Source organism: Stenotrophomonas sp. 99219_Sma (genome assembly GCF_056480785.1).
In genome coordinates this window covers 441,062-454,109 of sequence record NZ_CM151117.1, presented here as the reverse complement: position 1 = coordinate 454,109, position 13,048 = coordinate 441,062, and the positions used below count along the sequence as shown (strand labels likewise).

The following is a 13,048-nucleotide window of genomic DNA, read 5'->3' as shown; positions in this document are numbered from 1 at the left end:
TTCCATGCGTCGCGCTTGTTCTCCCTGGCTACAGCGGGTTCAATGCTCTTCCCACGGATGGAGATCCTCCATGCCCCGCATCTTCCCCCTCGCCGCCCTGCTGGTGGCCGCACTGGCCAGCACGCCGGCCTCCGCCTCGATCTCGGTGGCACCACAGAAGCCGTCAGTCACCGCCGATGCGATGCACCAGGCCTATGCCACGCGATGGGATGAGGCGATCCAGCAGTCACGCAGTGGCAACACGCTGGGCGCACTCATCGCGATGGAACGGCTGATGGAAGATCCGATGCTGGATGACTTCGATGCTGAACATCGCGGCCGCGCCGCGCAGGTGGCCGGCTGGACCGCGATGGTGCAGAAGAAGCCGGACCAGGCTCGCCGCTATCTGCAGCGCGCGCAGGAGGCACTGCCGGACGATGCGCAGATCCTGCTGACCCTGGTCTCGGTGGAACTGTCCGAGAACCAACCGGCGCCTGCCACCAAGCACCTGGTGCAGGCGCTGAAGCATGCCGATGCGCCGTTGCCGGTGGACCACCACGCGATCAACTACCTGCAGTTCCGCCTGCGGGACCAGCCGCAGCAGCGCATGGAACTGCTGCAGGCACTGTTCGACAACGGCTGGAAGAGCGGCGGCCTGGAACCCACCGGACTGTGGCTGGCACTGGCCACGCTGCAGGCCGACAACGGCCGTGGCGAGGCCATCCCCGCGACCCTGGCCCGCATCTCCGCGCCCGCCGAAATCATCCGGCTGCGCAGTGACAAGCGCTTCGATCCCTATGTCGACCGCGCCAACCCGCGCTTTGATCCCGTGCAGGCTGCACAGAAGCACCTCGACGAACTGCGGGTTTCCGGCCTGCTCGACCGGGCGCTGGACGCGCGCATGGCCGAGTTCAGCAGCACGCTGCTGATGCTGGACCGCAACGAGGAAGTGCTGGCGCTGACCGATGGCATGGCCGCTGCGGCCGCCGAAGGCGAGGCGCCTTCGGCGGCGGAAGCCGAATGGGTGGCATGGCTACTCAACAGCCGGCTTACGGCGCTGCGCCGGCTGGGTCGCAACGAGGATGCGCTGGCGGCAGCCAAGCTGGCCGCACGCATCGGTGCACTGGGCCCCGATGGTGCCGAGCACCAGTTCAACGTCGGCTTCGTGTTCAGTTCGCTGGGCCGCATGCAGGATGCCGCCACGGCAGTGAATGACATGCCGGGCCTGGCCGGTTACGGCAAGGCGGCCCAGGCACTGCTGCAGTTCGTTGCCGCCCGTGAACGTGGCGATGCCAAGGCCGAACAGGCCGCGCGTGCAGCGATCCTGGCCCAGGGCGATGACGCGCGCCTGTTCCAGCGCGAGATGCTGCTGGACGAGGGCAATCTCGACGGCGCAGCTGCCGTGCTGATCGAACAGTTGCGCTCACCCGTTGAACGCGGTGAAACGCTGGCCAGCCTGCAGGACATGCGCACCTATCCGTCGCTGCCCGGCGACGTGAAGATCGATGCGGCGTGGCGTGCGCTGAAGCAGCGCGCCGACGTGCAGGCCGAGGTTGCCCGCCTGGGCCGCATCGAACGCTACGAACTGGTCAGCACCTCCACCTCGCGCTGAGCAAGCTCCCATGTAGAACCACGTGCGTGCAGCACCACCCGCCTAGCGCGCCGGCACCTCGGTACGGATGCCCATCGCCTCGCGGTAGCGTGCGTACAGGGCCATCACCTTGTCCACGTAGGCCAGGGTTTCGGCATAGGGCGGCACGCCCTTGTAGCGGGTGACCGCGCCGATGCCGGCGTTGTAAGCGGCCGCTGCCAGCGGCCGATCACCGTTGTAGCGACGCAGCAACGCGCGCATGTAGCGGGCGCCGCCATCGATCGACTGCTGCGGCGAGAACGGATCATTCACCCCGTACTCCTGCGCGGTGTCCGGCATCAACTGCATCACGCCCTGTGCGCCCTTGCTGGACACCGCCAGTGCATCGAAGTTGCTTTCGGCATGGGCGATCGCGCGCAGCCACGCGTCATCCACGCCGGTGGCCTTGGCGGCGGCCTTGAACTGTTTGGCATGCTGCGCCAGCTGCGGCTTGCCCACCTTGCCCAGGCCTTCGTGGGCAGGTTCACCCGGCGGCGTGGCCATGGTGAACTTTAGGAACACCCGCGAGCCGGGCAGGTTGCGGGTGGAGTAGACCAGCGCGCCATCCTGCTCGCGCTCGTACAGCACGCCGCTGAACACGCCCATGTTGCCCCACAGATTCGGGGTCTGGATGGCGTTGTCGTCGATTTCCTTCGGGGTGCAGCGTGAACCGGGTTCCGGCGCGGTGGCCAGGCTGACGGTGTTGCCCTGCACGCAGCGATAGACGGTGCGCGCGGCGGCCAGCCCGGGCCACAGGCTGGGCAGCAGCAACAGCGCAAGCAGGAGAGGGCGACGGAACATGGCGGCCGGATCATCCGGCCGCGCCCGCTAATGCTGGGTGAATGGGGGCCAGCAGGGCTGCGCCCTGCACCCGTGGTAGTGCCGGCCACTGGCCGGCAACCTCAACAGCAACGGCAACGGCCGATTTCCTGCGGGGGGTCGGATCCCGTTGCTGCGCAACGGTCTCTGACCCCACTCCAGAGAGATCTCTGGATCAATCGATGGAACGCAAATGCTGGATTACTTCGCGGTCCTCCGACGCACCCAGTACCCCACGCCCAACAGCACGAACCACACCGGGCTGGCGACCAGCGCCTGGCGGGTGTCGGCCTGCAGGCTCAGCAGCACCAGCACGGCGGCGAAGAACACCAGGCAGGCCCAGCACATGGCGACGCCGCCGGGCATCTTGAAGATCGAGGCGGCGTGGCGTTCCGGGTAGCGGCGGCGGTAGGCCATGTAGGCCACCAGGATCAGCGACCAGACGAAGATGAAGAGCACGGTGGCCAGCGTCGTCACCAGGGTGAAGGCGGTCACCAGGTTGGGGATCAGGTAGATCAGCAACGTGCCGCCGAGCAGGCACAGGCACGAGAACAGCAGGCCACGGGCGGGCACTGCGGCGCGTGACAACTTCGACAACCCGCGCGGTGCGTGGCCCTCTTCGGCCAGACCGTACAGCATGCGGCTGGTGGAGAAGATGCCGCTGTTGGCCGAGGACGTGGCCGAGGTCAGCACCACGAAGTTGATCAGGCTGGCCGCGGCGGGAATGCCGGCCAGCACGAACAGCTGCACGAACGGGCTCTTGTCCGGCACCACCTGGCGCCACGGGGTGACCGCCATGATCGCGATCAGCGCCAGCACGTAGAAGATGATGATGCGCACCGGGATCGAGTTGATCGCCTTGGGCAGGTTGCGCTCGGGGTCTGCGGTTTCAGCGGCGGTGGTCCCCACCAGCTCGATGCCGACGAAAGCGAACACCGCGATCTGGAAACCGGCGAAGAAGCCGACCAGGCCCATCGGGAACATGCCGCCGTCATTCCACAGGTTCGACAACGACGCGGTGTGGCCACTGGGCGAGGTGAAGCCCCACGCCACCAGCCCGGCGCCGGTGATGATCAGCGCACAGATCGCCACGATCTTGATCAGCGCGAACCAGAATTCCATCTCGCCGAACAGCTTCACCGTCACCAGGTTCAGTGCCAGCAACAGCAGCACGCAGGCCAGTGCCGGTATCCAGGCATCCAGCCCAGGGAACCAGAACTGCGCGTAGGCGGCAATCGCGATCACGTCGGCGATGGCGGTGACGATCCAGCAGAACCAGTACGTCCATCCACAGAAGAAGCCGGCCCAGGGACCGAGCAGATCGGTGGAGAAATCGATGAAGGATTTGTACTGCAGGTTGGACAGCAGCAGCTCGCCCATCGCGCGCATCACGAAGAACAGCATCGCGCCGATGATCAGGTAGACGAAGACGATGGACGGGCCGGCCAGGCTGATGGTCTTGCCCGAGCCCATGAACAGGCCGGTGCCGATGGCACCGCCGATGGCGATCAGCTGCAGGTGGCGGTTGGACAGGCTGCGGCGCAGGTGCTCGGGGGGCGTTGCGGGCTCGGTCATGGGCGTGCACTGGGGCGGGCGAAGCGTTCGACGTTAGTCCTCCCCGGCCCGGAGCGCCAGCGCTGGACGACCCGATTGCGTCAATCATGGTCGCTTTCATCACATTGTGACCGAATACCGGATTCGTCCCATTCCGCCCGGCCCGGCGTCATGCTCAGATAGCCGCACCTGCCCAAGGATCGGCCCGACCATGTGCCCTGCCCTGCCCGCCCCGCTGGAGCTCCGGCCTTGAGTCGGCTGCGCGTGATCATTGGTGGCACCGCGCTGGCGCTGCTGGCCGCGGCCGTGCCGATCGCGGTGATGGCCTATGCCACCTGGGACCGTGCAGTCAGCGTCGAGCAGCAGCGGCTGCGCGACATCGCCGGTCGCGCGCTGCGCCGCGCCGACCAGTCCTACCAGGAAGCGCTGGCGGCACTGCAGTCGGCCGAGGTCGGCGCCCACGACGCCTGCGGGCCCGAGCATATCCGGCGCATGCAGACACTGGTGATGACCTCGCCGTCGGTCGACCAGATGGGCTACTTCGAGGGTGGCAAGCTGCGCTGTACGTCGTGGGGGCCGTTCCTGTCCGACGTCAACCAGCCCAAGGCCGACCACGTCACCAGTGATGGCGCCGGCATCGCCGTGGATGTGCGCCCCGAGGCCAGCGGACGGCGCCAGGTCCTGTCGTTCCTGTACGGCAACTACGACGTGCTGGTCGATCCGCGCCGCTTCGTCGATGTCATCGCCGACCCGAACGTGCGCCTTGCCCTGGCCAGCCCCGATGGGCGTCTCCTGGCCAGGCAGGACGGCATGGATCCGGCATTGCTGGAGACCCTGCTGCGCGCCCCCGATGAAGGCCTGGACCACCACACCCTGTATGCCACCGCCCGCAACGAAGAGTGGTTGGCGATCGCGACCATGCCGCGTACCGCGCTTGCCGCGACCTTCCGCCAGCAGGCGTGGCTGTTCGTGCCGATCGGCGTTCTGCTGGCCGCTGCCGGTGCCGGCCTGGTGATCTGGCTGTCGCGTCGCCGCCTGTCCCTGCGCGGCGAGCTGGCCACAGCGATCCGCCGCCGCGAGCTGTACCTGCACTACCAGCCAATCATCGAGCTGGATACCGGCATCTGCGTCGGCGCCGAAGCGCTGGTGCGCTGGCAGCGCCCGGATGGCACCCAGGTGCGGCCGGACCTGTTCATTCCGCTGGCCGAAGAGGCCGGCATGATCGGCGCGGTCACCGATCTGGTGATCGAGAACGTGGTGCGCGACATGCGTGAACTCCTGGTGGCCGACCGCAGCGCGCACATCGCGATCAACCTGGCCGCCGAAGATATCAGCAGCGGCCGTGCGCTGAAGATGATCTCCAAGCACATGGCCGGCAGCGGCATCCTGCCGCAGCAGATCTGGATGGAGGCCACCGAGCGCGGCTTCCTGGATCTGGACCGCGCCCGCACGATGCTGGCGCAGGCGCGTCGGACCGGGCACAGCGTGGCCATTGACGATTTCGGCGTCGGCTTCTCCAGCCTGCAGTACCTGGAACAGCTGCCACTGGACGCGTTGAAGATCGACAAATCATTCATCGATGCGATCGACACCGAGAGCGCCACCAGCCCGGTAACCCCGCACATCATCGACATGGCCAAGGAGCTGGGCCTATGGGTGGTGGCCGAGGGCGTGGAGACCGAGGCACAGCTGGCGTATCTGCATACCCGGAAGGTCGAGTTCGCGCAGGGTTGGCTGTTCTCGCGGCCGCTGCCGCGGGATGAGTTCGTGGTGTTCCATCACAAGCGGCAGCAGCGCTATGGCGCGGCGCGGGAGCACATGCAGAATCCGCGCAGCGTGCCGATCGAGCGTGAGGGGATCGAGTAGGACGGCCAACGGCGGAGCCCCTCGTGGTGGGTCGCGTTCGGCGGAACCGTCGGGGTGGGCCGGGTGGGTGGGCTGCGCAGGGGGCGCTGCAAGTACGTCCATGTAAGCTCGGTCGCCGCATCCATGCGGCTCACGCCCCTGCGCAGCCCACCCACCCGGCCACAGACACATTGCGGCGGCGTCCCACCACGGAATCAACAGGAAAATCAAAAGCAAACGCGGGTCGCTGCGCTCGGTGGATCCACGCCATGCGTGGATGGCGTGGACCACGGTAGTGCCGGCCGCTGGCCGGCACCTCGGTAACGTCTGGTCTGCGCCTACGCCCAGGCCTTCGGCCGTGCCAGCAGCCACGCCACGCTCACCGCCAGCAACAACAACGGCAGCCAGCCCAGCTGGCTCGGGCCGCTGGCCTGCAACAGCACGCCGCCTGCTACGCCACCGCCGGCAATCGCAAGGTTCCAACCGGTCACCAGCATCGACTGCGCCAGGTCGGCGGCAGCACCGGCACGGCGTGCGAGCGCGGTCTGGAACAGGGTCGCAACCGACCCGAACGCCACACCCCACAGGATCGTTGCCAGCAGCAGCGGTGTGGCCTGTCCTGGCAACAACAGCAGGGCCAACACCGGAAGAATGAAACCGATCACGGCCGCCCACACCAGCGTGCGCAGATGACGGTCCACGCCCCAACCGGCAATGCCGATACCAACGATTGCAGCCACGCCGAAGGCCAGCAGCAGGCGGTCCAGCCACCGGCCGGCGCCGGCCTCCACCGCCAGCGGTTCGATGTAGGTGTACAGCACGTTGTGCGCCAGCACGTACAGCACCATCACCGCCAGCGCGCTGCGCACGCCGGGCATGCGCCACACCGTATCCAACGACATGCGCTGACCGGCCGCGGCCGCCGGTAGCGCCGGCAGTGCCCAGCGCGCGTACGCCAGCAGGCCGACCCCCAGCACGCTCATCAACGCGAACGCCCAGCGCCAGCCGATCTGCTGGCCCAGCAACGTGCCCGCCGGTACACCCAGCGACAGCGCCAACGGCGATCCAACCATCGCCACCGCGATTGCCCGGCCCTGCAGCGACGGCACCACCATGCGCGCCGCATAGCCGGCCACCAGCGACCACAGCAGGCCACCACTCACACCGGCCAGGAAACGCGCGGCAAGGATCAGCGGATAGCTGCTGCTCACGGCGGTCAGCGTGTTGACCACTACGAAGCCGGCAATGGCGGCCAGCAACAAGGGGCGTCGCGGCAGGCGCTGGGTCAACGCGGTCATCGGCAGTGCGGCCATCACCGATCCCAGCGCGTACACGCTGACCAGCTGGCCCACCGCCGCATCACTCACGCCCAGGCTCTCGCCCATCGGCCGCAGTACACCGGCCGGCAGGGTTTCGGTCAGCAGGGTGATGAAGCCGCCGCCGGCCAGCGCCAGCAGCCCCGCCCACGGCAGGCGCGTGGCTTCACCGGCCGGGCTGGCCGCATCAATGGCATGGCCGCTCATCGTGCAGCCTCCAGATCGGCATAGACGGCGTCACGCAGTTCATCGACGAAGGCGCCATCCATGCCTTCGTACAGGGTGTTGGTCAGCGCCACCACGCTCAGCCCACGCGCAGGATCGACAAACCAGCTATGGCCGTAGGCACCGCCCCAGCGCCAGGTGCCTTCGCTCTGTGGCGTGCCACTGGCGGCGGCATCGCGCAGCACCGCAAAGCCCAGCCCGAAGCCCCAGCCGGCCGGTTCCGGCGGCCCCTGCTCGCCCACCTGCGGGCTGGCCATCTCCGCCACCAGCGCGGGCGGCAACAGATTCGAAGCTTGCACATCGCGCAAGGCCTCCAACACCGCCATCACCTCGTCGGCGCTGCCAATCAGTCCAGCACCGGCCGAAGGGAAACGGCTGGCATCGGTAGCACGGGCGAGGCTGTACTCGATGCCGACGGTGCCCTCGAATGGAGCGACCACCTCGCCTTCCTGCAGGCGATGCGGCTGCGGCGTGTCACTCACATACGGCGTGGCCAGCCGTGCAGCGTCGTCGGTGGCGAATGCGGTGTCGCGCAGGCCCAAGCGTGCGGCCAGCAAGCGCTCGAACAGTGCCTGCAGCGTTTCACCGGTCGCGGCTTCAGCCACGGCGCCCGCGATGTCCACGCCCAACGAGTACAGCCATTGGCTGCCCGGCGCGAACAGCAGCGGCGCCTGCGCGATGCGATGCACGTTGTCGGTCAGCGTCAGCGGATTGGCATCCATGCCATCGCTGACGCCGGCCTGCGCGTACGGGCCATCCACATCGGCTTCGAGGAAGCGGTAGCCCAGCCCGCTGCTGTGGCTGAGCAGTTGGCGCAGGCTGATCGGCGGCGTGCTGCCATCGGCCAGCGCCGGGCGGAAGTCCGGCAACCAGCGCTGTACCGGCGCATCCAGGTCCAGCACGCCTTCGGCTACCAGGCGCAGGATCACCGTGGTCAACAGCGGCTTGCTGACCGATGCCAGCCGGAACAACTGATCGCGCTGCATCGGCGTGGCCGACTCGCGATCGGCCAGCCCGGTCGCGCTGGCGTGGCGCAGCACACCGTGCTCGCGCACCAGCACCACCGTACCGACCAAGCGCTGTGGGTGGACCTGCTGCAGCAGCCGCTGCACCGACGGCAGCGTCGGCGCAGGTGCAAGGGAAGGAACAGCGTTCATCGCGGTGATCCGTGGGGAGTGGCCCGCCACGTTAGGCAGCACGGCGCAGCGCAAAAAGCCGGTTGCCGCTCCGGGCATCATGGACCGTGCAGTCCGCAATCGGCATGATGGCCGGAGCTGCAAGGCCGCAACGGTCCCAGCGCCACCCCGCACCACAGTGTTGCGATGGCGGAGCCGTCCACTACGGCCGCGCCGACCTACCCTGCCGCTTTCATTGCCCACACGCCCATGTCAGTCCTGGACAACCTCGCCAACCTGCAGACCTTCGTGCACGCAGCCGATACCCGCAGCTTCGTCGAGACCGGGCGCCTGCAGGGCATCTCGGCCTCGGCCGCGGGCAAATGCGTTGCGCGGCTGGAACAAGCATTGGGCGTGCGCCTGTTCCACCGCAGCACGCGCAGCATCACCCTCACCGCCGAGGGCCAGCTGTTCCTGGCGCGCTGCCGGCGCATCCTCGACGAGCGCGATGCCGCACGCACCGAGCTGGCACAACCGCACGCCACGCCTCGCGGCACGCTGCGCATCGGCCTGCCACTGGTGGGCGACCTGACCCTGCCGCTGATGGCCGAGTTCATGGCGGCCTATCCCGATATCCGCCTCGACCTCGATTTCAGCGATCGGCTGGTCGACGTCATCGAGGAAGGATTCGATGCCGTGCTGCGCGTCGGCGAGCCCAGCGACTCACGCATGAACGCACGACGCCTGGGCGTATTTCCACGCCGCATCGTCGCCTCACCCGCCTACCTGCAGCGGCGCGGCACGCCGCACACACCGGCCGATCTGATGCAGCACACGCTGCTGCATTATCGCTTCCCCAGTACCGGCAAGCTGGAACTGTGGCCGATCCACTGGCCCGACCATGAAACACCGCAGGAACTGCCGGTACACATGGTGGCCAATACCATCGAAGCGCGCGTGGCGCTTGCATTGCGCGATATCGGCCTGGCTTTCGTGCCGGTGCACTCGGTACGCGATGCGCTGGCCGATGGCCGGCTGATGACCGTGCTCGACGAGCATGTGCACTCCTGCGGTATCTTCCACCTGCTGTGGCCGTCCGGCCGCCACGTGCTTCCGAAGCTTCGGGTGTTCATCGACTTTGTCAGCGCACGCCTGGAAACCGTGCCGTAGGCCGGTAGATCCGCGCCATGCGTGGATGCCCTTGTAGAGTCGAGCCATGCTCGACTCAGCGGATGCCAGGCGAAGCGCAGCCGAGCATGGGCTCGGCTCTACAACGGAACCACCCGAACACCGGTAGCGCCGGGCCATACCAGCGGCCGCCGCACCCGACCATTCAGCCAACCCCGCTATACTGGCCGCTCATTCCTCCCAGAGGCTCGCGACCAATGCGCCATTGATGCCGCCGTCTTCGCAACAGACGGCCTGACTCTTCCCGCCCCTGCGCGCAGGGGAGAACCCGGCATCCATGGAGGTCGCATGACCCCGCATTCCCTCACGCTCGATCGCGTGTCGTATCGATTGGCCGACGGCCGTGTGCTGTTTTCCGATCTGACGTTTTCCTTCGAACCGGTCGCCACCGGCCTTGTCGGTGCCAATGGCACCGGCAAAAGCGTGCTCGCACGCCTGCTGGCCGGGCGGCTGTCGCCCGACAGTGGCCAGGTGCGTGGCAGTGGCCGCGTGTTCCTGTTGCCCACGCCCGGTTATCCACCCGCCGGCACGGTCGGTGAACTGGCCGGTGTGGGTGAAGCGCTGTCCGCGCTGGCACGCATCGAAGCCGGCAGCGTCAACGAGGCCGACTTCGCCTGCGTTGGCGACCGTTGGGACCTGCGCGAACGCCTGCAGCAACAATGGCAGGCGCTGGGCTTGCCCGATGATCTCGATCACGCCCAGCCTGCTGCGCGCCTCAGCGGCGGCCAGGCGATGCAGGTGGCACTGTCCGGCGCGTGGGCCAGCGGCGCCGACTGGCTGATCCTGGACGAACCCAGCAACCACCTTGATGCGCGTCATCGCCAGCAACTGTACGAGCAGTTGCAGCAATGGCGCGGCGGCCTGTTGGCGATCAGCCATGATCGCGAACTGCTGGCGCACATGCAGCAGATCGTCGAGCTCGATGGGCGCGGGCTGCATCGCTATGGTGGGCCGTGGCAGCACTATGCCGAAGTGCGCACCGCCGAACGTGAAGCCGCCGCCGCCCAGCTTGACCATGCACGTGCGCAGCATCGGCAGCAGCAACGCAGCGCGCGCGAGCAACACGAACGCCAGCAGCAACGCCAGGCACGTGGCAACCGCGATGCGAAGCAGGCCAACCAGGCCCCGATCCTGCTCGGCCGCCAGAAGCAGCGCGCCGAAGCCAGCCATGGTCGCGCGCAGCAGGTGCAGTCCGAACGCCTGCAGGCCAGCGCAGAGCAACTGCGCGCAGCGGCCTCGGCGGTTCACACCGCGCCGGAACTGGCGCTGTTTGCCGGTGCGGGGGAACGTGGCAGCACGCGCCTGCTGCAGGCGCAGGATCTGATCCTCCCACATGGCTGCAGCGCCCCGTTGCAGCTGGAAGTCCGCCGTGGGCAGCGCATCGCCGTGGTCGGTGACAACGGCAGTGGCAAATCCACCCTGCTGCGCGTCTTGGCGGGCCAGCTGCCAGCGCGCAGCGGCATCGTGCAACGGCATGCGCCACTGGCTCTGCTCGACCAGCAGCTGCTGGGATTGTCCGGCGAGCGCAGCATCCTCGATAGCGTGCAGGCGGCCAATCCGGGTGCGGACCCGGGCGAACTGCGCACCCGGCTCGCGCTGCTGGGACTGGATGCGCAGCGCATCCAGCGCCCCGCCCGCAGTCTCAGCGATGGCGAACGGGTGAAGGGGGTGCTGGCAAGATTGCTCTATGCCGATCCCGCGCCGCAGCTGTTGCTGCTGGATGAGCCTGGCAATGCACTGGACCTCAGTGCATTGCAGGCGCTGGAAGAACTGCTTGCGGCGTGGTCAGGCGCGCTGGTGATGGTCAGCCACGACCGGCATCTGCTGCAGGCGTTGCGGCCGACCCAGGTGCTGCAGGTGAGCAACGAAGGTTGGCAGTGGCGCGACGCGTTGTAGATCCACGCCATACGTGGATTCGATTCTGTAGAGTCGAGCCATGCTCGACTCCGCCATGTCGGCCATCCACGCATGGCGTATCGACCCGGGGTAGTGCCGGCCGCTGGCCGGCAGCCCAAAGAACCTCAACGCACCGTCAACGCTTCCACACCGGGAACGCCTGTGGCAACTGGTGCCACAACAATGGCCCCGCCCGCAGCTCCTGGTCGTTGAGCAGGCACGCATCCAGTTCCGCGCGCACCGCGCGCTCGTCCATGTGCACGCCGATCACCACCAGCTCCTGGCGCCGATCCCCCCATAGCGGGTGCCACAGCCGCTGCATCGCCGAATGCGCGGCCCTGTCCGGGAATTCCTCCAGCCCCGGCAGCGGCGCGCTCCAGCAGTCGGCCTGCTGCCGTGCCCAGCCAAGGTCGCTGTAGGGCAGCGGTGTCGGCGGCAACAACGGTGCGGTGTCTTCCAGGCCGGCACGCACGCGGTCGCGCGCGGCATACCAGAAACCCGCCGCCTGCGTCCGCGTCGCGGCGCCCACGGTGTTCAACTCGCCTACCCAATCCATGCGGTTGGCCAGCCAGAACCAGCCCTTGCTGCGGATCACGCCCGGCATGCCCGACTGCAGCGCGCGGGCGAATCGCGCAGGGTGGAACGGACGCCGCGAACGGTAGACGAAGCTGCCGATGCCGTACTCTTCGGTTTCCGGTGTGTGCTCGCCACGCAGCTCCTTCACCCAACCCGGCGCGCGTTGCGCACGCTCCATGTCGAAGCGGCCGGTATCCAGCAGCTCGGCCAACGGCACATCACCGAAGCTGGACAGCAGCAGCTTCGCATCCCGGTTCAAGCCACGCAGTACCGCCAGCGTGTCCTGCAACACTTCGTCATCCACTTGGTCGATCTTGCTGACCACGATCACGTCGGCGAACTCCACCTGCTCGCACAGCAGGTCGACCACACCGCGATCATCGTCCGGCCCGGCCTGCTGGCCGCGCTCGGCCAGGCGCAGGGTCGAACCGAAGTCGGCAAGGAACGCGCTGCCGTCGACCACCGTCACCATCGTGTCCAGCCGCGCGATGTCACTCAGGCTGAAGCCGTGCTCGTCGCGCACCGCGAACGTGGCCGCCACCGGCATCGGCTCACCGATGCCCGTCGACTCGATCAGCAGGTAGTCATAACGACCCGCGTCGGCCAGGCGCCGCACTTCCTGCAGCAGGTCATCGCGCAGCGTGCAGCAGATGCAGCCGTTGCTGAACTCCACCAGCGTCTCTTCGGTGCGGCGCAGCTCGGCGCCACCTTCGCGCACCAGCTGCGCATCGATGTTGACCTCACTCATGTCGTTGACGATGACTGCCACGCGCAAGCCCTCGCGGTTGCGCAGGATCTGGTTGAGCAGGGTGGTCTTGCCGGCCCCAAGGAAGCCGGACAGCACGGTGACCGGAAGGCGACGGTCGGCGCGGGAAACAGTGTTCATGTCGGAGCGGGTTGGCTGC

The 13,048-nt window shown here is 67.7% G+C and carries 9 protein-coding genes; 4 read left to right on the top strand and 5 right to left on the bottom strand.

Annotated elements, in window-relative coordinates; translation table 11 throughout:
- Positions 1-70: 70 nt before the first annotated feature.
- Positions 71-1,591: a tetratricopeptide repeat protein gene (locus ACZK13_RS02070; RefSeq protein WP_121504780.1), complete on the top strand. Its 1,521-nt coding sequence runs from the start codon at positions 71-73 to the stop codon at positions 1,589-1,591.
- Between the two features lie 42 nt (positions 1,592-1,633).
- Here the strand turns inward: ACZK13_RS02070 and ACZK13_RS02065 are convergent, their stop codons facing one another.
- Both ACZK13_RS02065 and cycA read right to left on the bottom strand, forming a co-directional pair.
- Positions 1,634-2,410, bottom strand: coding sequence for a lytic transglycosylase domain-containing protein (locus ACZK13_RS02065; protein WP_125892404.1), 777 nt, complete (start codon positions 2,408-2,410; stop codon positions 1,634-1,636).
- A 219-nt stretch (positions 2,411-2,629) separates the two neighbouring features.
- Positions 2,630-4,003 (bottom strand): D-serine/D-alanine/glycine transporter, encoded by a 1,374-nt coding sequence (gene cycA, locus ACZK13_RS02060; RefSeq protein WP_049399140.1) that lies wholly within the window; start codon positions 4,001-4,003, stop codon positions 2,630-2,632.
- Between the two features lie 228 nt (positions 4,004-4,231).
- Here cycA and ACZK13_RS02055 point away from each other — a divergent pair, with 228 nt between their 5' ends.
- Positions 4,232-5,848, top strand: a complete 1,617-nt coding sequence (locus tag ACZK13_RS02055) for an EAL domain-containing protein (protein WP_121504779.1) — start codon at positions 4,232-4,234, stop codon at positions 5,846-5,848.
- A 317-nt stretch (positions 5,849-6,165) separates the two neighbouring features.
- Here the strand turns inward: ACZK13_RS02055 and ACZK13_RS02050 are convergent, their stop codons facing one another.
- On the bottom strand, positions 6,166-7,350 hold the full coding sequence (locus ACZK13_RS02050; protein ID WP_253145600.1) for an MFS transporter: 1,185 nt from the start codon (positions 7,348-7,350) through the stop codon (positions 6,166-6,168).
- Complete coding sequence (locus ACZK13_RS02045; protein WP_253145598.1) at positions 7,347-8,525, bottom strand: serine hydrolase domain-containing protein; 1,179 nt, start codon at positions 8,523-8,525, stop codon at positions 7,347-7,349. Before ACZK13_RS02045 ends, ACZK13_RS02050 begins: the two co-directional genes overlap by 4 nt.
- 228 nt (positions 8,526-8,753) lie before the next feature.
- On the opposite strand from ACZK13_RS02045, the gene ACZK13_RS02040 reads away from it, so the two are divergent.
- The gene (locus tag ACZK13_RS02040) at positions 8,754-9,653 is read left to right on the top strand and encodes a LysR family transcriptional regulator (RefSeq protein ID WP_478482230.1); all 900 of its coding nucleotides are present in this window, start codon (positions 8,754-8,756) and stop codon (positions 9,651-9,653) included.
- Positions 9,654-9,959: 306 nt separating this feature from the next.
- Complete coding sequence (locus ACZK13_RS02035) at positions 9,960-11,567, top strand: ABC-F family ATP-binding cassette domain-containing protein (protein ID WP_478482228.1); 1,608 nt, start codon at positions 9,960-9,962, stop codon at positions 11,565-11,567.
- A gap of 136 nt (positions 11,568-11,703) precedes the next feature.
- On the opposite strand, the gene ACZK13_RS02030 is transcribed toward ACZK13_RS02035, so the two are convergent.
- Complete coding sequence (locus tag ACZK13_RS02030) at positions 11,704-13,029, bottom strand: GTP-binding protein (protein ID WP_478482227.1); 1,326 nt, start codon at positions 13,027-13,029, stop codon at positions 11,704-11,706.
- Between the last annotated feature and the right edge of the window lie 19 nt (positions 13,030-13,048).

Coding starts and splice junctions, on each gene's coding strand:
- cycA (WP_049399140.1), bottom strand. CDS start 4,003: ATGACCGAGCCCGCAACGCCCCCCGAGCACCTGCGCCGCAGCCTGTCC.
- ACZK13_RS02070 (WP_121504780.1), top strand. CDS start 71: ATGCCCCGCATCTTCCCCCTCGCCGCCCTGCTGGTGGCCGCACTGGCC.
- ACZK13_RS02035 (WP_478482228.1), top strand. CDS start 9,960: ATGACCCCGCATTCCCTCACGCTCGATCGCGTGTCGTATCGATTGGCC.
- ACZK13_RS02040 (WP_478482230.1), top strand. CDS start 8,754: ATGTCAGTCCTGGACAACCTCGCCAACCTGCAGACCTTCGTGCACGCA.
- ACZK13_RS02045 (WP_253145598.1), bottom strand. CDS start 8,525: ATGAACGCTGTTCCTTCCCTTGCACCTGCGCCGACGCTGCCGTCGGTG.
- ACZK13_RS02050 (WP_253145600.1), bottom strand. CDS start 7,350: ATGAGCGGCCATGCCATTGATGCGGCCAGCCCGGCCGGTGAAGCCACG.
- ACZK13_RS02065 (WP_125892404.1), bottom strand. CDS start 2,410: ATGTTCCGTCGCCCTCTCCTGCTTGCGCTGTTGCTGCTGCCCAGCCTG.
- ACZK13_RS02030 (WP_478482227.1), bottom strand. CDS start 13,029: ATGAACACTGTTTCCCGCGCCGACCGTCGCCTTCCGGTCACCGTGCTG.